General features: G+C 68.9%; 20 protein-coding genes. 5 read left to right on the top strand and 15 right to left on the bottom strand.

What is annotated here, in order from left to right; genetic code table 11:
- The first annotated feature begins 348 nt into the window (after nucleotides 1-348).
- The 3 genes from Q9G87_RS51060 to Q9G87_RS51050 are packed head-to-tail and all read left to right on the top strand — an operon-like array spanning nucleotide 349 to nucleotide 4,499.
- Nucleotides 349-1,515, top strand: a complete 1,167-nt coding sequence (locus Q9G87_RS51060) for a tyrosine-type recombinase/integrase (RefSeq protein WP_305923944.1) — start codon at nucleotides 349-351, stop codon at nucleotides 1,513-1,515.
- A gap of 3 nt (nucleotides 1,516-1,518) precedes the next feature.
- A complete protein-coding gene (locus Q9G87_RS51055; protein ID WP_305923943.1) occupies nucleotides 1,519-3,963 on the top strand; it encodes a tyrosine-type recombinase/integrase in 2,445 nt (814 codons plus the stop codon).
- On the top strand, nucleotides 3,960-4,499 hold the full coding sequence (locus Q9G87_RS51050; RefSeq protein ID WP_305923942.1) for a DUF6262 family protein: 540 nt from the start codon (nucleotides 3,960-3,962) through the stop codon (nucleotides 4,497-4,499). The genes Q9G87_RS51055 and Q9G87_RS51050 overlap by 4 nt, the downstream gene beginning before the upstream one ends.
- Nucleotides 4,500-4,552: 53 nt before the next feature.
- Here the strand turns inward: Q9G87_RS51050 and Q9G87_RS51045 are convergent, their stop codons facing one another.
- The 13 genes from Q9G87_RS51045 to Q9G87_RS50985 form a co-directional block, all read right to left on the bottom strand.
- On the bottom strand, nucleotides 4,553-4,759 hold the full coding sequence (locus Q9G87_RS51045; protein WP_305923941.1) for an NUDIX hydrolase: 207 nt from the start codon (nucleotides 4,757-4,759) through the stop codon (nucleotides 4,553-4,555).
- Complete coding sequence (locus tag Q9G87_RS51040) at nucleotides 4,756-5,037, bottom strand: hypothetical protein (RefSeq protein ID WP_305923940.1); 282 nt, start codon at nucleotides 5,035-5,037, stop codon at nucleotides 4,756-4,758. Before Q9G87_RS51040 ends, Q9G87_RS51045 begins: the two co-directional genes overlap by 4 nt.
- A gap of 135 nt (nucleotides 5,038-5,172) precedes the next feature.
- On the bottom strand, nucleotides 5,173-6,267 hold the full coding sequence (locus tag Q9G87_RS51035) for a sensor histidine kinase (RefSeq protein WP_305923939.1): 1,095 nt from the start codon (nucleotides 6,265-6,267) through the stop codon (nucleotides 5,173-5,175).
- Between the two features lie 29 nt (nucleotides 6,268-6,296).
- Nucleotides 6,297-6,986, bottom strand: a complete 690-nt coding sequence (locus Q9G87_RS51030) for a response regulator transcription factor (RefSeq protein WP_138671535.1) — start codon at nucleotides 6,984-6,986, stop codon at nucleotides 6,297-6,299.
- A gap of 37 nt (nucleotides 6,987-7,023) precedes the next feature.
- Nucleotides 7,024-8,226, bottom strand: coding sequence for an ABC transporter permease (locus tag Q9G87_RS51025; RefSeq protein WP_305923938.1), 1,203 nt, complete (start codon nucleotides 8,224-8,226; stop codon nucleotides 7,024-7,026).
- Nucleotides 8,223-8,924, bottom strand: coding sequence for an ABC transporter ATP-binding protein (locus tag Q9G87_RS51020; RefSeq protein WP_305923937.1), 702 nt, complete (start codon nucleotides 8,922-8,924; stop codon nucleotides 8,223-8,225). The genes Q9G87_RS51025 and Q9G87_RS51020 overlap by 4 nt, the downstream gene beginning before the upstream one ends.
- Nucleotides 8,921-9,832, bottom strand: a complete 912-nt coding sequence (locus Q9G87_RS51015; protein ID WP_305923936.1) for a peptidoglycan-binding protein — start codon at nucleotides 9,830-9,832, stop codon at nucleotides 8,921-8,923. Before Q9G87_RS51015 ends, Q9G87_RS51020 begins: the two co-directional genes overlap by 4 nt.
- Before the next feature lie 125 nt (nucleotides 9,833-9,957).
- A complete protein-coding gene (locus Q9G87_RS51010) occupies nucleotides 9,958-10,416 on the bottom strand; it encodes a hypothetical protein (protein ID WP_305923935.1) in 459 nt (152 codons plus the stop codon).
- A gap of 348 nt (nucleotides 10,417-10,764) precedes the next feature.
- The gene (locus Q9G87_RS51005; RefSeq protein ID WP_305923934.1) at nucleotides 10,765-11,304 is read right to left on the bottom strand and encodes an NUDIX hydrolase; all 540 of its coding nucleotides are present in this window, start codon (nucleotides 11,302-11,304) and stop codon (nucleotides 10,765-10,767) included.
- Entirely contained in the window at nucleotides 11,301-11,876 is a 576-nt protein-coding gene (locus tag Q9G87_RS51000) for an NUDIX hydrolase (RefSeq protein ID WP_305923933.1), read from the bottom strand. Before Q9G87_RS51000 ends, Q9G87_RS51005 begins: the two co-directional genes overlap by 4 nt.
- Before the next feature lie 61 nt (nucleotides 11,877-11,937).
- The gene (locus tag Q9G87_RS50995) at nucleotides 11,938-13,659 is read right to left on the bottom strand and encodes a hypothetical protein (RefSeq protein ID WP_305923932.1); all 1,722 of its coding nucleotides are present in this window, start codon (nucleotides 13,657-13,659) and stop codon (nucleotides 11,938-11,940) included.
- Nucleotides 13,656-15,158 carry a hypothetical protein gene (locus Q9G87_RS50990; protein ID WP_305923931.1) on the bottom strand — a complete coding sequence of 501 codons (1,503 nt, stop codon included), beginning with the start codon at nucleotides 15,156-15,158 and terminating at the stop codon, nucleotides 13,656-13,658. Before Q9G87_RS50990 ends, Q9G87_RS50995 begins: the two co-directional genes overlap by 4 nt.
- Nucleotides 15,155-15,808, bottom strand: coding sequence for a nucleoside/nucleotide kinase family protein (locus Q9G87_RS50985; protein WP_305923930.1), 654 nt, complete (start codon nucleotides 15,806-15,808; stop codon nucleotides 15,155-15,157). Before Q9G87_RS50985 ends, Q9G87_RS50990 begins: the two co-directional genes overlap by 4 nt.
- 205 nt (nucleotides 15,809-16,013) lie before the next feature.
- Here Q9G87_RS50985 and Q9G87_RS50980 point away from each other — a divergent pair, with 205 nt between their 5' ends.
- Both Q9G87_RS50980 and Q9G87_RS50975 read left to right on the top strand, forming a co-directional pair.
- Complete coding sequence (locus Q9G87_RS50980) at nucleotides 16,014-16,979, top strand: helix-turn-helix domain-containing protein (protein WP_305923929.1); 966 nt, start codon at nucleotides 16,014-16,016, stop codon at nucleotides 16,977-16,979.
- Nucleotides 16,976-17,536: a peptide deformylase gene (locus tag Q9G87_RS50975; protein ID WP_305923928.1), complete on the top strand. Its 561-nt coding sequence runs from the start codon at nucleotides 16,976-16,978 to the stop codon at nucleotides 17,534-17,536. The genes Q9G87_RS50980 and Q9G87_RS50975 overlap by 4 nt, the downstream gene beginning before the upstream one ends.
- 357 nt (nucleotides 17,537-17,893) lie before the next feature.
- Here the strand turns inward: Q9G87_RS50975 and Q9G87_RS50970 are convergent, their stop codons facing one another.
- Complete coding sequence (locus Q9G87_RS50970; protein ID WP_305923927.1) at nucleotides 17,894-18,040, bottom strand: hypothetical protein; 147 nt, start codon at nucleotides 18,038-18,040, stop codon at nucleotides 17,894-17,896.
- A 62-nt stretch (nucleotides 18,041-18,102) separates the two neighbouring features.
- Entirely contained in the window at nucleotides 18,103-22,197 is a 4,095-nt protein-coding gene (mobF, locus tag Q9G87_RS50965; protein ID WP_305923926.1) for a MobF family relaxase, read from the bottom strand.
- Nucleotides 22,198-22,361: the final 164 nt, after the last annotated feature.

The following is a 22,361-nucleotide window of genomic DNA, read 5'->3' as shown; positions in this document are numbered from 1 at the left end:
GCCCTTCACCTGACCCACGCATCCATCAACGGCGGGGAGATATCTGGCCGCCGTTGGGGACACCCTCATGGCCACCAGCGTGTGAACTATCTGGCCGCCAGCGGGGAGAGCTCAAAGGCCATTGACAGGCATCGCTGATTGGTGCGCGAGGATCGGGAAGGGCGGCCAGCGCGGGCCCGATTGGCGGGAAGATCGGCAGGTGCTCGTTCTCTCGGGGGCCGGGATGTGTTGCAGGACGTTGCGATAGCTACCGCTGGCGATGGGTTCCGCGACAGTTCTCTGCTGGTGTTGCTCTTGTGGCTGTTGTTGCAGTTGTAGGCTTCACAGCCTTTGATCAAGGAGTGACGCATGCAGGTGTTTCCGGTCACGCTGCCGTCGGGCGCCCGGTACTGGACTGTTCTGGACGAGTCGATGGCGGTAGTGCCGACGGTGGACGAGTATCTCCGTCACCTGCGATTCGGGAGAGACGCCGCGGAGCTGACGACGAAGACGTACGCTTCCGGGATCTGCTTGTACTTGCGCTGGTGTCAGCGCACGGGTCGTGCGTGGCAGTCCGCCGCCGCCTTCATCGGATTATTCATGACGTGGTTGCAGCATGCACCGGCGACGGCGACGCAGGCTGAATGGGATCCGCGGGGCGGTGAAGTACGGGTCGGGCCCGGCGCTGACCCCGCCCGCGGAGCGCGACGAGTCAACGTGATCCTGTCCGCTGTTCGCGGGTTCTTACTCCACGCCGCCTCATCCGGGGAGGTGCCGCAGGAGGTCCTTGCACAGTTTTATGAGGTGGCGGACGCCCGCGACCTGCCGATCGAGGCGCGCGGGATTGACGCCCGGTTCCGGCTGCGCGCGCGACACCGCATGCGCGAGGCGAGGTCGGCGATCGATCGTGCCACAAACGAGGAGATCGTGGCACTGTTTCGAGCCTGCCACTCTGCCCGCGACCGGCTGATCGTCGCGTTGATGGCGCGCGTCGGCCTGCGTCGTGGACAGCTGACCGGCCTGCGGCGGGAGGATCTCCACTTTCTGCCCGATTCCACCATGCTGGGGTGTCACGTTGCTGGAGCTCACCTGCATGTGGTGCGACGCGATAACGTCAACGGAGCGTGGTCCAAGTCGAGACCCAGCCGTTGCCTGCCCGTCGATTTCCTCGTGGTCCAGGCTCATGACCAATATGTCCTTGAGCGAGCCGCCTGCCCGCAAGCCGAGGATAGCGACTTCGTGCTGGTCAACCTCTTTCGGCCGCCGTTGGGGGTTCCGATGCCTCCGGACGCGATCAACCGCCTGATTACTGACTTGAGTCGTCGCGCCGGCCTGGACCGGCATCTTCACCCTCACATGCTGCGTCATGCCTTCGGAAGCAATCTCGGCGATGCCGGTGCCGCCCTGGATGAGATCCAGGAGCTGATGGGACACGCCTCTCCTACGTCCTCGCAGCGCTATCTTCATCCCGATCCCGACAGGCTGCGTTCGGCGATCATCCGGGTTCCCAGCCCGCGGCTGAAGGCCGAGGGCTGACCGATGCCGCTCAGGCTGGTCGAAGCACGTCCGTGCCCCGAAGGCACCGGCGGCGACCTCATCACCTTCTTCACGTCTTTGACGGTTCCGCAGTTCCTGGCCGAGGTTGGATGGGACGCCGACCGCGTGGTCTTGTCCATCCCGCGCGAGCATCCGCTGTTGGGCTGGCGCGCCTGCCGTATTGAGGGCTGCACGACCGGCACCCGCACCACGCTGGGATTTTGCTCGTCCTGCGCCAACCGATTCCACGCCAGCGGCCTGAGCATGGAGGACTTCCTCGCCATAGGCCGGGTATCGAGGAGGAGCGAGCTGGGCAGGTGTGCCGTCACCGGGTGCGGCCGCCCTTGGAAGACCGCACGGTCGCAGTTGTGCCGCGCGCACGCCCATCAGCAGCAACAGGTGCTTCGGCTCCCGCTGGACGAGTTCCTCGCTCATCCGAGCGTGTTACCGCTGCTCAGCTATGGTCCCTGCGCGGTTGTCGCATGCTTGCGAGACCGGGACGGCAGCCGCGCACTCTACTGCCACGCCCATTACGAGCGCTGGAAGCTGCGGCAGAAGAGCGGTGTCACCGACGAAGAGCATTGGCGCCGCATCGAGCCGGCGATCCCCGAGGGCGGTGAGATCAGCTTGCGTGGCCTGTCGCAGCTCGTGGTCGCCCAGGTGTTGTTCGGTCTCCAGCAGCGCTGCCGGAAGGGCTCCAAGACCCTGGTCACCGACCTGCGTCGAGTCTGTGATTACCTACGGAAACAGCAGGTCGCCTCGATAGCGGACCTGGACATCGCCACCATGCGGCGCACGGCGGCTGCGACCTGGAAGTCGATGACCCGTTTCGTCCTGCTCGCCACGAAAAGCCCGGAAACCGAACGGACGAAACTGGTCTGGGACGCGAGCGTCTTCGGCCGTCGGGGGAATCTCGACTTCACCGCGATCACTCAACCGTGGCTGCGTGAAGCCGTCATGCGCTGGGCTCTGGAAGAGTTGCCGCGCCGCCGCGGCAACGCCGTCACCAACGTCGTCCAGCAACGCATAAGCTCCATGGCCAGGCTCTCAGAAAGCCTGCGCGCCCACCGCAAGGACAACGGCCTGGTCCTGGCCGCGCTCGAACGCCGCGATATCGAGAGCTTCCTCAACCGGCTGGGCTACCTGGAATCAATCGGCACTCTCAGTTCAGATCAACGGCTGAAGATCTGCCGCGCCGTGAGAAACATGCTGGTACGCATGCGGGCGATGGGACTGACCCGTCCCGACGAGCCCCTGGCCGGGCTTCCAGAGGACTTCATCGTCTTGCCGCACGACATTCCCGCTGAGCCCGTGCGGGGGGAACCTGGCCGTGACGTCCCACCGGAAATCCTGCAGCAGCTCTGCGATGCCCTACCTCGCATTGAGGAAACCAGCGTGCGCGAGACCCGCGTCGCAGTCGAGTTGATGATCGACACAGGGCGCCGGCCCGACGAGATCTGCAGCCTGGACTGGGACTGCCTCCATCGTGACGGTGAGGGCCGGCCCTTGCTGATCTACGACAATGATAAGGAGCAGCGTCTTCGCCGAGAGCTCCCCATCGCCGAGGCAACAGCACAGCTCATCATCGAGCAGAAGGAGCACGTCCAGCGGCGCTTTCCCAGGACGCCGTTGTCGGAGCTGAAGCTCTTTCCTTCGCCAGTGGCCAACCCCGCGGGGCGCAAAGCGATCTCTGAGAGCAGCGTCAGTGAGCGTCACCGCGCGTGGGTCAGATCGCTGCCGCCCCTGATCCTGTCCGACGGCAGCACCCTCGACAAATCCAAGGTCGTGCCCTACAGCTATCGGCACAGCTACGCGCAACGACATGCGGATGCCGGCGTCCCGATCGACGTGCTCAGCAAGCTCCTGGACCACGACTCCCTGAGTTCCACTCAGGTCTACTACCGAGTCGGTGAAAAGCGCCGTCGGCAGGCCGTCGAGAAGGTCACCGCCATGCAGTTCGACCGGCATGGGGCGCGCGTCTGGCGTCAGGCGAAGGCCTTCCAAGACGCCGAGCGGCTGCGCCGTGGCGTTGGGGAAGTAGCGGTCGCCTACGGACTATGCACCGAGCCCAGCAACGTCCAGGCCGCCGGAACCAGCTGCCCGCTGCGATTTCGCTGCCTGGGCTGTGACCACTTCAGCACCGACGTGTCCTACCTGCCTGACCTTGAGGCATACCTCGCCGACCTGCTGCGCAGCCGCGAGCGCATCTTGGCCATGGCCACCGCCGACGAATGGGCGAAGGCCGAGGCACTCCCCTCACAAGAAGAGATCACCCGAGTCCGGCGCCTGATCCACCGTGTCAGACAAGATCTCAACGATCTGACCGATGACGAGCGCGAGCAGATCAGCGAAGCGATCAGCATCGTCCGCAAGACCCGCCAGGTCATGCTCGGCATGCCCCGAGTCCGACAACCCCTCGCCGACCTTCGTCCGGAGCGTCCCGCATGACTACCGAAGAAGCACGACCCTCCACGCTGGCAGCGGGCCGTCGAGCCGATTCGGCCCGTCGCCGCCAACGGGTCGTCAAGGCCATCAACGTCGCATCCACTACCGGCCAGGAGATCAGCGTCGCGGCCATCGCCCGCCGAGCGGGCGTCGATCGCAGCTTTCTCTATCGCCACCGCGACCTGCTTGCTCAGATCCATGTGTTGGCAGCCGAGCCACCCACCGCCCCATCGGGAAGCCCGTCCGTCAGCCGAGCCTCCCTCAAGGCCGACCTGGCTAACAGCCGCGAGCAATGCGTCCGGCTGACCAGAAAGGTCCAAGCCCTGGAACAACGTTTGTCGCAAGCACTCGGCGAGGAGATCTGGCGCGAAGCTGGCATCGGCGGCCCGGACGGCTTTCAGGAGTTGCAGCAACGGGTCGTTGCCTTGGAGGAAGAGAACGCCGACCTCCAACTTCGTCTGGAAGAGCGTGAGCAGGAACTGCAGGCGGCACGCGATTCCAACCGCGAGCTGATGTCCGGGCTCAACAGCCGACGATGACTGTCCGCGTACTTGCGTGAGTGCTCCACCGAGTACGCGGATACGTGCACAGCTCAGGCATCGCGCGCGGCAGGCAGGAAGATCGTCTGCTGGTTCTTGGGGGCGGTGCGTGCGGCCGGGATGCGGGCGGCGGTCGTGGCGGGCAGCTTGGTGGCCGCCTCCTCCCAGGGCCAGAACCGAGCAGCGTCGAGCTCGTCAGTCTGCAACCGGATACGGGAAGGATCGGTGATGATCCCGCCGTCGAAGATGAAGTTCATCATCGGCCGCGGACGATCCCCCATCGGGGGCACCCAGTCGACCACGAGCAGCGCGCCGGGGAGGACTTGCAGGCCGAGCTCCGGCGTTCGGCCTGGGTGAGCGGGTGGCGATCGCCTGCCAGGGGGCGCGCGGCCGGCCCGATGAGTACGGCGATGCCGAGGATGGCGCCCGCCAGGGCGATGCCGGCCAGGGTCCAGCGTCCCCAGTCCGGGATGCCCTGGTCGGTCGCCGCAGCAGCGGCCCCGGCGATCCCCACCAGCAGGGGGATGAGCCACAGCAATCGGCGTGTCTACCGCCGCGCCCAGTGTCCGGGGCGCGACGAGCAACGGAACGAAAAGTCTCGGTTTCCGGCCAGCTCGAGCCGATTCAGGTCCCGCACGGCAACTGATCACATGGGTGGAGTCGCTGCGTTGCTTTACCCCCGGCCGCCCGTTGAGAACCTTAGCTGCGCTTTCAACACTGACCCCATGTCCGGGAGTCGTACCGTCACGGCGAGGCCGCCGCCGGTGCGGGGGACGGCATCGATCGTGCCTCCGTGGACGCGTGTGATGGCGGCCACGATCGACAGGCCGAGGCCCGCGCCGGACACCGACTCGGTACGGTCGCTGGTGAGGCGCCGGAACGGCTCGAACAGCGATGACACCACCTCGTGGGCGATCTCCCGCCCGGTGTTCTCCACGGTGAGGACCGCGCCTCCATCGCCCGTTCCGGTCCGGACGGCGATGAACCTACGCTGGTCGTTGTACTTCTCGGCGTTCTCCACGAGATTCGCGATCAACCGCTCCACCAGAACGGGATCGCCGGAGGTGAGGGCCGGTGACAGGTCCACCGTCGCGCCGGGGTGCTCACAGAGGACACGCCGGGCCAGGTCGGCCAGATCGACGGGCTCTGCGTTGGTCAGCGTGTGTTCTGCCGCGGCCAGCATCAGGAGTCCGTCGATGAGCCGATGCTGGCGGCTGTTGGAGGCGAGGAGTTCATCCCGGGCCTCCAGCAGCTCCTCGGGAAGTTCGCCGAACGCCACCTGCAGCAGCGCCCGGTCCAGCGCCAGGGGTGTCTTGAGCTCATGGGAGGCGTTGGCGGCGAACCGGCGCTGAGCATCGGTCGAGCGCTCGAGCCGGTCGAGCATGTCATCGAAGGTGTCGGCGAGCTCCTTGAGCTCATCGTCGGGGCCCTGCATCGCGATCCGCTGATGGAGGTTGGACAGGGACAGCCGGCGGGCCGTGGAGGTGACGCTGCGAATCGGGCGCAGGACGCGTCCGGCCAGCCACCAGCCCAGGATTACGGAGACCACCGTCAGGACAGCGATGATGATCGCGGTGGCGGCCCATTGGTACCTCAGGAGTTCATACTGCAGCTGAAGGTCGCCTTCGAACACCGCTTCCTGGTCGACTTCGCCCCAGGTCGGCGCCCCGGCGGTCGAGGGCTGAGGTGCTCGGCCCGAGACGGAGACGCTCACCCCAAGCGCGCTGCTGAGCAGCAGGTTCACCGCGAGCAGCATGACCACGGCCATGATGAGGAAGGGGCTGGCATAGAGCGCGGTCAGCCGGACCCTGACGGTGCTCCGTGGCCAGGGTCGACGAGACGGTAGCCCGCTCCGATCACGGTTTGAATTACCGGTGGCGGTCCCAGCTTCTTGCGCAGCGTCGCCACCGTTACCCGCACGGAGTTGGTGAAGTAGTCGACGTTCTCGTCCCATGCCTTCTCCAGCAGATCCTCGACACTGACGACGCTTCCGCCCGACCGCATGAAGACCTCCAGCACCGTGAACTCCTTGGGGCTCAGAGCCACGTAGCGCCCGTTGCGATGCACTTCGTGGTAGGCGGGGTCCAGGGTGATGCCCGCCATCTGCAGAACCGGCTGGAGCCGGGTCGGCACCCGCCGTGCCAGGGCTCGGATCCGGGCGACGAGCTCGGGAAAGTCGAAGGGCTTGGCGAGGTAATCGTCAGAACCCAGGCTCAGCCCCTCCACCTTCGACCACAGGTCACCCGCGGCGGTGAGCATGATGATCCGTGCGGGGACCTGCGCCTCCATCAGCCTCCGGCAGACATCGTCACCGTGGATCTCGGGTAAGTCCCGATCGAGCACGATCACGTCGTATTCATTGGTCATCGCCCGTTCCAGGGCCGCGTCCCCGTCATAGACGACGTCCACGGCCATCCGGGCCTTGCGCAGCCCGGTGCCGATGATGTCGGCCAGGCCTTTCTCATCTTCGGCAACCAGCACGCGCATGTTCGATGCTCCCGGATGTCGGTCGTCATGGTACGTCTCAGGCGGACAGGGCCAGCGTCGGCGACATCCGAGCGGCCCGCATCGCCGGGTAGAGTCCGGCGATGGCGCCGACGGCGAGTGTGGCGCCGAGTCCGCCGCCGATCACCCACGTGGGCACGACCGGCGGCAACCCTTGTGTCAGCGCGAACCCGATGGTGCCGACCACTCCCAACAGCGAGCCGGTGAGCCCGCCCGCCCCTGCCAAAATCAGGGATTCGGCGAGAAACTGGATGCGAACCTGGGCGGTGGTGGCCCCGAGCGCGCGACGCAGGCCGATCTCACGACGCCGCTCCAGTACCGAGATGATCATCGTGTTGGCGATGCCGACCCCGCCCACCAGCAGGGCCACGCCGCCGACACCAAGCAACAGGCTGGTGAATGCCCCCGCCACCGCGGCCCTCGCCTCCAGAGCGTCGGAGGGGCGGCTGACCGTGACCTCTTCTGGATGCTCCGGGTTCGCCGCGTGATTCAGCAACGCCCTGACCTCCGTGACCTTCTCCTCAGCGATCTTCGTGTAGACCAAGGTCGGGTGTCCATCGAAACCGAGGAAGGCATCCGCCGCGGCGAAGCCGACCAGCGCGGCCACGTCGACGTCCTCCGCCAGTGGCGATTCGGCCAGGACCCCGATCACCGTCCACCACTGACCGTTGATCCACACCGAGTCTCCGGCGGTGGCGGCGAGCCGTGTGGCGGCCGTAGATCCCAGCACCACGGTGCGTTGCGCCGCGGTGGCCGCATCGTGCCACCTTCCGCTGTGGACAGGGGTCTGCAGGACCTCCAGCAGATCCAGGGATGTGGCGCGGACCTGAAGGCCACCGGTGCGCGTCGAAGGGATGCGATCGTTGCGGTAGATGGCCTTGCCGGTATCACCGGTCTGACCGGCCATGTCGACATGCTCCACGCCCCGGATCATCCGGCCCGCGTTCTTCGGCAGCCTGGCTTTCTTCTCGGAGAACTGCTTGCCGGGGGCGACGGTCAACATGTTCGTCCCCAGCTCATCCAGGGTCTCCATGACGCGAGCCTGGCTGGAGGAGGAGATGCCCAGCACCGCCACCATGGTCGCGATGCCGATGGCGATCCCCAACGCGGACAGCACGGCCCGCGTGGGCCGGGCCCGTAGCCCCGCCACACCCACCCGCGCCACATCCTCCAGGTTCATCCGGGCCGGGGTCAGCCGTGCTTTGCCGATCCGATCCGTCATCGGAGAGCTCCAATCTCGCCGGCCTCGGAGGCCTCATCCGCGACGACCAGGCCGTCACGGATGTGGATCCGGCGTGGCGCGGCGGCCGCGACCTCCAGGTCGTGCGTGATGATCACCACGGTGGCGCCGGCGGCGTTCAGATTCCGCAACGTCGCAAGAACCTCTGCCCCTGATGCGGTGTCAAGGTTGCCGGTCGGCTCATCGGCCAACACCAGCGATGGCTCCCCGACCACGGCGCGGGCCACGGCGACCCGCTGCCGCTCCCCGCCCGACATCTGATTCGATCGGTGCTCCAGCCGATCCGCCAGGCCGACACGCTCCAATGCCTCACCCGCCCGTCGCCGGCGTTCACGCCGCGCCACCCCGGCATATAGCAAACCGTCAGCGACGTTGTCGAGAGCGGAAACTCCGTCCGCGAGGTGGAACTGCTGGAAGATGAACCCGATGTGCTGGGCACGCAGCGCCGACAGCTCGTGATCGCTCAGCTGCGCCACGTCGTAGCCGGCGATGCGCACCTGGCCCTGCGTTGGCCGGTCCAAGGTACCGATCATGTTGAGCAGGGTCGATTTGCCCGACCCGGAAGGGCCGACCATGGCGAACAGCTCTCCGGTATCCACGCGCAAATCCACTCCTCGCAGCGCCAGAACGCCACCGGGAAACTCCTTGGTCACCTTGGTCAGCTCGACGACGGCGGTCATAGCTTGGGAACCTCGACTCTCACGCCCTCCGACAGGCCGGCACCAGAGATCTCGACACGGCTCCCCGTGAACAGGCCCGTCTCGACCGGCACCACCTGCCGGGTCCCGCTCTGCACCACCCGCACACCGTACTGGCCGCCTTCTCGCGCGATCAGTGCCTCGACCGGCACCGACAGCACGTCCTTGCGGCGCCCGGTTCGTAGCTCGACCGTGACCGGCGCCTGATCCAGCCTGCCCAGTTCGCCGCCGACCTTGACACTGACATCGATCGTTGCCGGACTGTCCGCATCCTTCCCGGGCCGTGCGATGGTCCCGACAGAGGAGATCGTTCCAGCGACCTTCTTGCCGTCCGGTAGTTGCACCCTCACCCTGGCGCCCTTTCGAGCGAATTGCTGGTTGGAGGTCTCCAGTTTGATGGTGATAGCCCGTTCGGTCCTGGTTGTTGTCACCACCGAACCTTCAGCGGCATCCCCCGCCTCCTTGGTGTTCTCCGCGATCCGAAGCGCGCCCCTCGAGAAGAACACTTGGCTCACCTCCGCCCTGCCCGTCGCCACCAGCCCCTTATCGCGCTGCCAGGCCCACACCGCCTGGGCGGTCACAGCGGTAAAGGTCTTGTCGACCGTGCCGGGCTTGTATCCCAGCTTGACCAGGTTCAGCTCCAGCTGCTGGACATCCGGGCCTGTGGTGCCGACACCAAGGCGCCGATACATCGGGACGGCGCCATACATCAGGAACACCGGTTTGCCCTCCACCTTGTACAGCCAGCCGCCCCGACGCACCACCGTTCCCTCGGCGCGGGTGGCCGTGACCACCCCGCTGGCGCGGTTCGGCTGGATGCGGCGGCCCGCGTACCCGAGGGTGCCGCTGACCTGTTTGGTGTCCACCATGTCGGAACGCGTGATCGGCACGGACGACGTCTGCGCACCTTTGGGGCTCGACGCCGGCGCTGCCGTACGACCGGGGAGGTTCATGAACCCCACCACAGCCCCGCTTCCGATCACCGCTACGCCGCTCAGCAGCACCGCCGTGCGCCTCACTCGGAGTTCCCAGGAGCCTGCTCCTTGCACGCCTTCTGCGCCTGCTGAACCACCGGCGTGTCCTCGGTCATCCCGTCCGGCAGCTTTACAGCGACACCGCCGTCAGGATCCTGCTTCGGGTCCGGCATGTCGACTCCCGCCTTGCGCATGCACGCGACGTACTGGAGCGCGGTGTCCATCGCCTGCTTCTTGTCCTCGGGCGACACCTCCTCACCGGCCGGGGCGTACTGCTTACAGGCCGACTTGGCCGCGTTGCTCTTCTCCGGGGAGTCCGCCTTGATGTCCAGCCCGTCGCTCCGCTCCGTGACGGTGAGACCCTGATCCCGCAGGCACGCCGCGTACTTCGCCTGATCACCGGAGTCTCCCTGCGCCCCGGGGTCACCGCCGCATGACACGAGGACCACTGAGGTAGCGAGGAAGGCTGCTCCCATCAGGCCAATCTTTATGTTCGCCATGCCCCGCAGCATGCTGGACAAGGGTTTAAAAGAAGCTAACCAGATTTGCTTAACTCATCTTTAACTCAGGCCGCAATCCGAGCTCGACTTTGGCTATCTTCGCGATCTTGAAAAGTCGGCTGTGTGGGCGAGCGTTGCGGGCGCACTGCCAATCAGGGGGAACGGCAGACACGGCTATCTTGCGCATACAAAAGTCTCCTCAGCGCTTATAGCGTTGTTGGCGCGGGGCGACGCTAACAGGTACCGGTATATCGGTGGTATGTCGACTGGCACCTACCCGTAGGAAGCGACTGACTCTCAGGACGAGTGACTCTCAGAGAAGTACACGGGCAGCGACCGGAGAACTCCTCACACCCAGCGATACGTCTGGTCAGTCAAGGCCGGCAGGAGGACGTTACTGGGCGGCGCGTTCGGGCTGGCCAGGGCCGCCAGTGCGCTTCCGAGCGCGGGATACAGCTGCAAGCTGCTGACGGATCGATAATCCACCCAGACGAACTCGCCCGCCTCCACATCGCCGTTCGGCAACTCGTCATGTTCTACCGTCGCCAGCCCGGACCGCACCCTTGAGTCGACATGGACGCGGAAGACAAAGTGAAGCTTGCGCGGGGGCGCGGTCGGGCCAGGCCGGCTGACCATCTGATCCTGCACCCAGCACAACTGGGGCCAGGTCGCACGATCAAGGTCCAGCTTCAGCTCCTCCCCAAGCTCTCTGCGAAGGGCGTCAATCAGGTCTTCCCCGAAGCTGACATTGCCTCCAGGAATCGAGTAATGGTTGCCGCTCGGCCGTGTTCGTCGAATCAGGACCACCTCGTCCTCGCAGAAGACCAAGCACCCGACTCTGATCTTGGTTCGGGAGAACGGCACCTCGTCGCTGACGTCCTGGTTCATGCGCGCACCACGCCAGAGCTGTTCCCTCGTCCCCGGCTCGCCGAACCACTTGCACCACACCCGTCGCGCTCAATAGGATCATGTTCACAGCCCTTGAGCTGAGGCGATGCGAGGAATCTGTTCCCGCAACATCGAGCGACCCGCAGAGAATGCTCGGTCTTGCGGTAGTCGATCCACTCAATGATGCCGAGCTCGTGGCTGCCGTTGGGGAGTTCGTCGTATTCGCGGTCGGCGAGCGTGGCGCGCACCTGCGCGGTGATGTGCAGCCGGTAGATCATGTGGAGCTTGCGCGGCGGCGGGGTCGGGCCAGGGCGTGAGATGCGCTGGTCGACCGTCCACACCAGTTGTGGTGCGCTGGCCTGGCGGAGGTCGAGGTGGAGTTCCTCGGCTAGTTCCCGGCGCAGCGCGGCAGGCAACGGCTCGCCGGGTTCGACGTTCCCGCCGGGCGGCGTGTAGTGGGTGGAGGTGGCCCGGTCGCGGCGGATCAAGGCGACGTCGTTGTCGCAGAACACCAGGGCGCCGGTGCGGATTTTGAGGCGGGAGAAGGGTGCCGGGTTGGCGATGGTGGACATGCTGGCCAGTATCCCCACACGGCGCGTTCCGGCACCCTTCTGGGTTAGATCGTTTCCGGGGCTAGGTCGTCGCGGCCAGTCCCGGCAACGCGTAGCCGACGCGGCCTTGCTCGAGGGTGAGGTGTTCAAGCGCGCCGTCGGGCAGTGTGAGGGTGTGGCTGCGCAGCCGGCAGCCGGTGGCGCGCATGGTGGGGGATAGGTGGCAGGGGTCGAGTTCCTGTACCAGCAGGCTCGGCGTGGTGGTGGCCGGGTTCTTTTTGCCGGTGACGGCGATCGGCAGGCTGCGGGTGCCGGTCAGGGGCAGCGGGGTGATGCGCCAGATGGGGCCGCGGGCGGAGGACAGGCTGGCGTAGCCGAAGCCGCGTTCCTCGCGGGGGGTCATCGGTTCGCCGTTGGTGGCGGCCAGGCCGCGGAACAGGCCTTGTGCGCGGCCTTGGTTGACGATCTGGCCGGTGTCGATGCTGAAGCGAGGGGAGAAGAACGCTCCGGGGGGCAGGCCGGCGAGTTCGAGGGCGTGGGCGTAGGCGGCCACCTGCGGGTAGATCTGCTCGCGCAGGTGCTCGGCGGCCGCGCGGTCGTAGCCGGATAGCGTGTCGGCCTGGGCCAGCAGGGTGTCCAGGACGGCCTGGACGTCGGCTGGGGTGGCGTCGGGGAACTCGTCGCGGCGCTGCAGGCCGCGGGCGTTTTTGTAGGCGAGCAGGGTGTTGAGGTACCAGCGGGTGGCGTCGGTGTAGCCGCTGGCCTTGCGCTGGTCGGTGCGCGGGTACAAGTGCAGGGCGGTGAAACGGCCGTCGGGGTGGAAGTCGGGGTCGGCGGCGTAGTACGGGCCGTCGCCGTTGCTGAAGCGGTGCAGCCGCACGAGCTGGGCTTGGTGGGGCCGGTGCAGGGTGCCGGCGAGGGCGGCGCTGACGAGCTCGGCGAGGGCGGCCGGTTTGTGGCAGGTGATGTGCAGGTAGTGGGCGCCGGACCGGGAGTAGACGGGCTGGGTGCGCTCGTCCAGATGGTCGATGACGGTTTCGGGCAGCGGCTGCTCGCCAGGCTGGCGGGCGATGAGCAGGTGCGGGCCGCAGGCCAGGACGTGCCGGCCGTCGATGTGGGTGTCGAGCAGATCGTGGATGCCGACGAGCGGGGCGAAACGCAGTTCGCAGGCGGCTGTGGCGGCGCCGTGGCCGAGATGCTCCAGCAGCGGCCGGTAGGTGGCCAGGGCGGCGGCCAGGTCCTGGACGTATTCGTGGCGCGACAGCTCGCCGGTGCCGAGGTAGCCGGCCGTGTAGGGGGTGATGGACAGGCGTACGCCGTCGAAGACGTCGGCGTACTCGGTGACCAGCCGCTGGTGCATCGCGGCCAGGTGGGTGGCGTGGCGGGAGTAGCCGACGGTGGAGATGCGCAGTTTGACGCCCAGCTCCTGGCGGGCCAGGGCGGCGTAGGTGTCCAGGTGGGGGTAGGAGCCGATGTCGTTGTCCAGGTAGGGGAAGATCACCCCGGGGCGGTGGATCCGGGCGCCGGCCACGGCCAGGCCGCGCTCGGCGGCGACCTGGGCGACGGCGGTGAGCACACCGTGCAGGCCTTGCGGGGTGAGCTGCCATACGTCGCGGCCGGCGGACTGGGAGCAGAACGCGCACCGGTTGAAGCAGCCCACCGCAGGGGCCAGGTACTGCAGGCGGGTGAAGGCTTCGTCGGGCAGCGCGCGCAGCTGCTCGCGCAGGCCGGCGTAGGCGTCGCCGGGCGCGGCCGCTGTGGTCTGGGCGAGGGTGGACTGGCTGGTGGGGTTGGTCACGGTCACGGGGTCACCTCTCTGGTGGGTTCGGGGGAGAGCTGAGCCGACAGGGCGGTCAGCAGGCTGCGGCCGAAGGCCGACAGCTCGTGCGGTCCGGCGAACGGGGAGCCGGTACCGCAGGTCATTCCTTCGGCGGTGCCGAGTTCGGCGCCGGGCAGCAGGAGCACGTGCTCGGCGGGCAGGTCGGCGAGCAGCACCTCGCCGGCGTCGGTGTCGGCGTCGGCGTCGGCGGGTGTCGCTCCGGCGCGCAGCCAGCGCAGCCCGGCCGCGCTCAGCTGGTAGACGCCCGGTCCGGCCAGCCCGCGCAGCCGAGCCGGGGCGGCGTGGCGGTGGCGCAGCTTGAGGTAGAACGGGCCGGGCCTGCCGCGGGTGGCGGCCTCCAGGGTGGCGGTGTTGGCGGCCTCGGCGCCGGGGAGCCATTGCACCTGGCCGCCGAGCAGCACGGTCAGGTGCGCGACCAGAAAGGTCGGCAGCCCGGCCAGGTGCTGGTTGACGGCGCTGGTCTCGGTGGTGCCCTGCTTGCGGCAGTTGATCTCGTTCAGCAGCACCCGCCCGTCCGGGGTGAGCAACGCGTCCAGGCCGAACAGGCCGGCCAGGCGGTGCCGGCGCCACAGCCATCGGCCGATCTGAACGGCGGCCTCGATCAGGTCGGTGGCCGCGCGGCCGGGCCAGGGCCGGGACCAGTCGTTGCCGGCGCTCTTGGCCGGGCCGATGCCCGCCTCGGCCACGCCGACGGCCTTGTGGGAGGGCCTGTCGACGAAGACGTCTACGCCGCCGCGCCCGTCCGGCACGTTGAGCACGGTGACGTTGGACGCCCAGCCCTCGATGAAGGCGGCCACCCGGTACGGGCTGGCCAGGTCGGCGCCGGCGCGGTCCAGGTCGGCGGCGGTGCTGACGAAGCGAGTGCCGCGCCCGCCGGAGTCGCATCCGGCCTGGATCACCAGTCGCTCAGCGCCGACCGCGCGCTGCAGGTGGACGAGGGCGGGCAGGCGGCCGTCGACACGGAGGGCGGGGATGCGCATCCGGGCGGGCACACCGGCCGCCGCCAGGAGAGCGTCGAAGCGGGCCTTGTCCTCCACCAGGGCGCGTACCCGCCCGTCGACCGCGGCGACCACGCCGCGGGCTCGTCCGGCCCAGGCGCGGAGCCGGTCGTCGGCGTACCAGGCAGCGATCACGGGCGGGGCAGGCAGGTCGGCCAGCAGCGCCCGGGCCCGCCGGTCGAGGGCATGCATCCAGGTCCGGCGCTGGGCGGGGCCGCGCACGCCCGTGTCCTGCTCGGCGGCCGCCTGCATCGCGGGACCGTCTGCGCGGTGGGTCCAGGCCGGGTAGCAGCCCAGCGCCAGCGTCGGGCGCGCGGCGACGACCGGCCGACTGGAGGCGTAGGTGGTGCGGCCGCTGGCGCAAAACCGTTCGGCCGACACCAAGGGCCGTCCGGCCAGCGCCCGACGCAGCGCCTCATCGGCGGCGGCCACCGCGGCCGTCTCCAGCGTCGGCGGGTTGGTCATGCCGCCCGCTCCAGCCCGGCCCGCGCCGCCGTACCGGTCTGCTGCAGCGCCATGTCGGCCACGGTGGTGGCCATCTGCGCCGGGGTGTGCTGCGAGGTGTCGAAGACCAGCAGCCGGCGATGGCGGCGGCCCATGCCGCGGACCAGCATCGCGGTGAAGGTCTCGGCGAAGACGGGATCCTGCACACCGCGGATGTCGACCGCGTCGGGCTTGCTGCGCACGGCCAGCCGCCGGCGGCGCTCCTCGACCGGCGCGTGCAGATACACCGCGACGTCGAAGGCGGCGAACAGGCCCGTCCAGCGCAGCGCGAGCGCGGCGGCCAGGTATGGCCCGCCGGCCATGCCGAACGCGACGGTGCGGTCGACGTAGCCGTCTTGGATGATGACGGCCTGGCGGGGCTCGGGTGGATCCACCGCCACCAGCAGCGCGTCCAGCGCGTATCCGGCCGTCAGGAACGCGGTGGTGATGAAGGCGCTGTCGGGCTGGCGCACTAGCGGCAGCCGCTTCAGCAGCGGCTCCAACGGATGATGCTGAGCCAGCATGCCGCGATGTCGCACCGCCGCATGCCCGCGTTTCTGCAGCTCCTGGGCCAGCGCGGCAACCAGCGTGGTCTTGCCAGACAGGTCGAGACCGTCGATGAGGATCCGCATCCACAATCCTTCTCTACGATGGGGTATGGGCCGCTCACCCACCGTTTCCTGAGTCGGCACGCGCCGAGCCCCGGCGGGTAGAGACGACATGGCCAGCACAGCCGCAGCACCCCGAATGAGGGCAGGGTGAATCCCTCGTCACTCGCGGATCACGCCCTGGACCCTCCACCCCCCTACTCGGGAGATGAGCAAGGTGGATGTCCCTATGGACGGGCAAGCCGATGTCGCCAACGACGTCGCCGTGCAGCAGGCCGTGGCCGCGTTCGCCGCCGAAATCACGAACTGGCGGCAGGTTCGCGGCATGTCTAAGAAGCAACTCGCCCAGCGGATGAGTTTCGATCCCTCCTACATCAGCCACATCGAGTGCGGCCGCGCGCGCCCCAGCGAGGAGTTCGCCCGCCTAGCAGAGGCGATCTTGAACGCGGGCAAGGAGATCTGGCGCCGCTACCAGGATTTCGCCGCCTGCGCTCGCCGCGGCCGTCCCGCGCCCGTCCTCGCCGCACCAGAGCCGTACACGGCCGGGGCCGCGCTCCTGGTCGAGCATGACGAAGCGGCCCTGGACTACGACCAGGGCCGTTATCAGCTCCGCATGCGCCGCAAGATCTGCAACACCGGCAGCGAGCCGGTCACCCGCTACTTGATCCGCATCAGCGTCGATCGCTATCCGGGCGAGCCCGACCGCTCCAACGCCCACTACCGCCGCCATCCGCTGACTTGGGAGGAGCTGGCCTTATCAGCCACCTGCCAGGACGAGCCGATGCACTGGACGGCCAAGCACGACCGCGATGCTTTCAAGGAGGTGTGGCTGCGGTTCGAAAACGACGACGGCCGCTTCCCGCTCTACCCCGGCGAGCAGGCCTGGCTCGAGTACAGCTACACCGTCAGCGACCAAAAGTGGGGCCGCTGGTTCCAGCGGGCCGTCCGGCTGCCCACTCAGTATCTGGCCGTCGAGCTGGCTTTCCCGTCCGCGCTCGACCCTGTGGTCTGGGGAACGGAGACGTCTATGACCTGCGAGGCGATTCCGCTGCGCACCGCACCGTCACAGCATGAGCACCAGGGCCGCCGCGTGTTCTCCTGGAGTACAACGGCACCGCCCCTGAACGCCCGCTACCGGCTGGAATGGCGGTTCAAGGCCAAGCCCTCCGACCATGAGGAGACGACACCTCCATGACCGAGCAGCTTCGCCCCAGTCAGCTCATGCAGGACCTCGGCGTGATCCAGGCCGGCGATGACGTCCTCGCCCGTCCCGCTCGTCCGTTCGACCTGCCCGCCGAGCAGCACACCGCCCAGCACATCCTCGACCGGCTGAATGACGCCCTCGACCGCATCGGCAACGTCCATGACTTCTCCAAGGGCATGGGCCTGGCCGCGCCGCAGCTCGGCATGTCCCGCGCCGCCGCCATAGTGCGGCCACCCGATGCCGGTCCCGTCATCCTGCTCAACCCGCGCGTCACCGCCGCCTCGGCCGACCTCGACGAGCAGTACGAAGGCTGTTTGTCCTTCTTCGACGTGCGCGGGATGGTTCCTCGGTCGCGCCACATCACCGTGCGGCACACCACCCTGGACGGCCTGATCTGCACGAGCGACTTCAATCTGGGTCTGGCCCGGCTGATCGCCCATGAGATCGACCACGTGAATGGGGTGCTCTACACCCAGCGGATGCGCTCGGGTCTGACCCTCATCCCCGTCGCTGAATACCGTGGCACCGGACAGGCTTGGGTCTATTGAGGTGTGGCTGGAGCAGGAACCAAAAGCTGTAAAGCTCCGGGCGGCATCACGCGGCTGGCGACTGCTCACACATAGGGCATGCCGAGGTCACCAACGTGCCCCGCTCCCGGTCGTAATGGATGACGACGCGAGTGTCGAGGCAAAACCGGCAGGCCAAGGATCCCGTCAGCGCATGGTCGCGCCACACCCGATGTTCCCAAGCAGGGGGCTGTCTCGGGGGGCGGGGACGCGGATTCTCCTGCGGATCATCCGGACCGCCGACCGTGCCCCGGCCCTGGCAGAACAGGCACTGGATGTCGTAGGGGCCGATCGGCTCGGTTCCGCGGCCGTGGCACTGAGGGCACGTGATGGGGTCGGTCATTGCCAACCGCTCCCACCGCACGTGGAGCAAGGAACCCACTCATCGTGGGAGTCGGCGTCGCCGTTCTTCTCTATCCACTCGCCGCCGGCGCCGAGACAGGTTCCGCAGCGCTGCCGCTCGCGGTCGTCCTTCTCCTCGGCCATGTCTTCGACGGTACGCGCCAGCGCGCCGGCCTGTCATCGGCTTCGCGCAGACGTACTCCGGCCTACCGGCCGACGTCTCGGCCGCGGTCGATGGTGTCGCGATCGTGTTGTGGCGGCTGTCGGCGAGTTGGTGAGCGGGAGGGCTGGATGCCCCGGCCGGAGTCGGGTTGATTCCGCTCGGAGGTCGCCTGGCGCTCACGCTCGGCGTGTTCAGCGCGGGCGGCTTGCTCAATGTCGCGCCGGTCCGGTGGCAGGTCGGCACGCCTGGACTGCTCGTCCTTGACCGCGGTGAGCTCCTGCTGAAGGCCGGTTTGTGCAGCGCGAACCTCAGCGGCGCGCAGAGCGGCCTGCGTGACGTCGCGGCTTCTGGCGGCGCGCCGGGCTGCGCCGAAGTCGCGCTCCAGGTCGGTGTGGCGGCGTTGTACAAGGGGCCAGGTGACCTGTGGTGGTGCTTGCTCGGCGGCCTGGCGGGCGCGCTGCTCCAGTTCCGTGCCATGATCGAGAACCTGGTCCAGGTGTTCCTGTTCGCGAACTAGGCGTTGCTGAATCGCCGGCAGTTCGGTTTCCAGTTCCCGGCGGCGGGCCCGGTTCCACGGCCGCAGACCGTTGAGCTCGCCGGTGATGGCCTGCTCTCGCTGGCGCAGCTGCTCCACCTGCTGGCGGGTCTCGGTGATGGTCTGGCGCGTTTGCCGGAGCCGGTCGGCCGCCTGGGCTGCTGCCTCGACCAGCCGCACCTGTTCGGCCAGCTGCTCGCGCTTGGCCAACAGCGCCTGCTCGGCGCGGCCGCCGCCTTCCCGGGCGAAGCGGTCCTTGTCCTGGTCCGCGGCCTGGACCCGCGCGCCCGCGGCGGCGATCTGCTCGGTGAGCTCGTGCAGGCGCGCGGCGAGCTCGGCGTTCGACAGCAGGCCCACGCCGTAGCGGGATTGCGACAGGGCCAGCAGGGCGCTGGCGCGGCGTACGGCGGTGCGTGCCTGGTGCTCGGCATCGCCGCGGTCGGCGCCCCCGACGTCTTCGGGAGGGTTGGGGGTGTCCGCGGGCTCGGGCACCTGGTCGTCGAGGTCGCGCTCCAGGTCGCGTTCTGCATCACGCTGGGGTTCGGCGCGTTCGGTGTCGCGGGCTGGCTGCTCGCCGGCCTCGTGCGGTGCGGGGGCGATAGGGGCGGGTTCGGGTGTGAGGAAGGCATCGGCGCGCTCGCCTTCCAAGGTGGCGGCGTAGGCGGCCAGCGCCCGCTGCAGCTCGTGGGCCTCGCCGCGGATGCGGCCGTGGCGGACGCGGTCGGCGTCGGTTTCCAGCAGTTCGCGCGGCAGGTACAGGCGGGCGGTTTCCCGGTCGCGGGTCATCGCCGAGTACAGGGTGTGCGGGTCCAGGCCCATGCCGTAGATGAGCGCGTGCTCGGCAGTCAGACCTTGGGCGGCCGCCACGGTCATGGCGGTGCCGTAGGACAGGCCGCCCTCGGCGATGTAGAAGGGGCTGATCCACTGGCTGGCCAGAGTGGGCCCGTCGGGGCCGGTGTGGCGCCATTCCACCTGGACGCGGCCACGCTCATCGATGGCGGTCACGCGGCCGCGGTAGCCGTTGAGCACGTCCAGGTCGGCTTCGCCGCGGCGGGCCCGGTAGTCGTTGCGGCGGACCCGCACGTGGTCGCCGACGGCCAGGGCGATGCTGCGGCCGCCGGCGATCCGGTAGATGCGGTCGGGGCCGGTGAGCTCGCCCTGCTCCCGCCGGACGGCGCGGGCGGCGAGGTTGAGCCGGTCGACGGCCACGTTGGTGCCGGCCAGCACGAGCACGCCGGCCAGCTCGTCGTGCACGGCCTCGTCGGTGCCGGTGCGGTAGGCCTCCCGGGCGGCGGCCCAGTCGGCGACCAGGCGGGCCATGGTGTCGGCCGCGCCGCGGCCGGCGTGCACGCGGCCACCCTCGCCCCAGGTGCGCAGAGCCTCGTGCCGCTTGTCGGCCCGCCACAGCTCCACCGCTCGGCGCTCGACCGGGTCGCGCTGGCGGCGGTTCTCCCTCAGGGTCTGTCCGGCGATCTGGCGGTGGGCGGCGCGGAAGCCGCCGCCGACGCCGACGGCGCGCAGCTGCACCGGGTCGCCGATGAGCACCATCTTGGTGCCGGTCCGCTCCGCCTCGCCCAGCAGCGCGGCGAGCTCGCGGTCGTCGACCATCGCGGCCTCGTCGACCACCAGCACGTCCACACCGGTCAGGCCGGGCCGCTCGACGTCGGTGATGCGCTGCAGCCAGGTGGCGATGGTGTCGGCCTTAATGCCCGATTCGGCGGTCAGGTTGGCGGCCGCCACCGCGGCGGTGGTCGCGCCGCGCACCACCAGGCCGCGGCTTTCGAACGCGGCGCGGGCGGCGGCCATGAGCGTGGTCTTACCTGCGCCGGCGACGCCGATGACCGCCTCGACGCCGTGCCCGGCGGTAAGGATGCGCTCCAGCGCGGCCCGCTGCTCGCCGGCCAGCTCCAGGCCATGGGTGACCTGGAAGGCGTCGATGGCCAGCCGGATGGCGTCGACGTCCACGACCGCGGCGCCGGTGTCGTAGCGGCGGCGGACGCTGTCCAGGATCGCCTGCTCGGCTTGGAGGATGTCGCTGGAGGTGTAGCGGTCGGCGTTGGTCAGGTGGCTCGCGCCGGCATCGGGCAGCCGGACCGCGGGCGCGCAGGCCAGGACCTCGTCGGTGAGCGCCTCGGCCTCCGCGAGATCGGTCACGCCGTCGGGGAGGGCGTCGATGACGGCCGCGAGCACGTCGGCGCGGGTGACGACCTTGCGATGGGCGGTCAGGCCGTGTTCGGGCCGCCAGATCCACGCGGCGATCTCCTGCGGGCTGGGCCGCTCGGGGAGCACGGCGCGGCCGTGCCGGCACTCGTGCACGAGCGCTGCGGCGTCGACGTCGGCGGCCCGGCATTGGCGGTGCCAGTCCGCGCGCAGGTCCACCTCTTCCTGGCCGGCCGGGCGGGACTGGCGGGACTCGGCGGAGGCCACCTTCCTGGCCTCGCGCGAGGCCTGGCTGTAGGTGGTGCCGAGCTTGGCCAGCAGTTGCCTGACCTGGCCGTCTCGTTTGGAGAATAAGGCGCGCACCCGCTCGGGGATCGTGGCGATCTCCCAGGCGGCGGTGTGCGGGTCACGCGTCCAGGCGATGCCGTACCGCTGCGTCAGCGTGCGGCGGATGCGCGCCTTGAGCAGAGCGTCGGCCGCGTGGGCGTGCCGGTGGATGTCGCGCCCGCCGGCGGCGATCGCCGACCACCGCCGATCGTCGCGGCCGCGCACCATGTTCGCGATCGTCACGTGCGCGTGCAGGTGCGGATCCGGCGCCGAGCTGCCGACCGGCCGGGCGGTGCGGTGCCACATCACCCACCCGAGTAACCCCGTCGAGTCGGCTCGCTCGGCGAGCTGTCCATCGCCTTGATGGCCTCGCTGGCCGTAGGCGGCCCAGGTCTCGACGGCGGCGACCGTCTCGGTGACGGCGGCGGCGAAGACGTCCTCGAGCTCGGCGGCGAACTCGCGGTCCGCGAGCCCGTACAGCACCGACACGCTCTTGACGATGTCCAGGGTGAGGTCGTAGCCGCGGTTGCCGATGCGCACCCGGGCATCGCGCCACTTGCCGGCATAGGCGAGCGCCCGGGCGCTGTACAGCTGGGCCAGGTCGATGCGGGCCGCGCTCGCGAGCTGCTCGATGTCCTTGATGGGCATCAGGTGCGCCTCGCCCTGGCGAGCGATGCCGCGAGCCATCCGGGCGGCGCGCTTGGCCATCGCCGGCCGCTTGGCGAGCAGCTGCTCGATGGTGGTGCCGCGCTCGGCGGCCGCGCTCTCCAGTGCCTCGCCGAGGGGCGCGGCCGGCAGCTTGGCGCGCGGGTCCGTCACGTGCTTGGCCGGCACCAGGACCTCGCCGGTGACCGGATCCAGCCCGCTCATGATGGCTCGGGCGATGTCGTGCTGGGTGGCGGCGAGCGAGGTCTCGGAGTTCAGCCCGAGCTCGCGCAGGCCTTGGCCGACCCACATCAGCCCGCGCTCGTCGGCCAGCCGGTAGGCGATCTGGCCGTCGGCCTCGGGGTGCGCTCCCTCGTGCTCGCCGGCGCGGTGGATGCCGCAGCCGGCGCCGTCCTGCAGCCGGTAGTCGACCTGCTCCATCAAGGGGCCGATCACGCTCACCCACGCCACGTGATCCACCCCCTTTCCAGACCCGTCGTCGAACGGGAACAACGGGCGGCGAAGCCGCCGCGGGCGCAGGCCCGTATCGCAGATACCTTGGTCCATTCCGCGTTTTCGATCTTGTGACGAGATGTACCGACGGGTCAAGAGGAAAAGGGGTAAGCCTGGCATAT

Source organism: Nonomuraea turcica (genome assembly GCF_030718205.1).
In the GTDB taxonomy this organism is placed as follows: Bacteria; Actinomycetota; Actinomycetes; order Streptosporangiales; family Streptosporangiaceae; genus Nonomuraea.
This window is presented reverse-complemented; position numbering and strand designations above follow the sequence as displayed.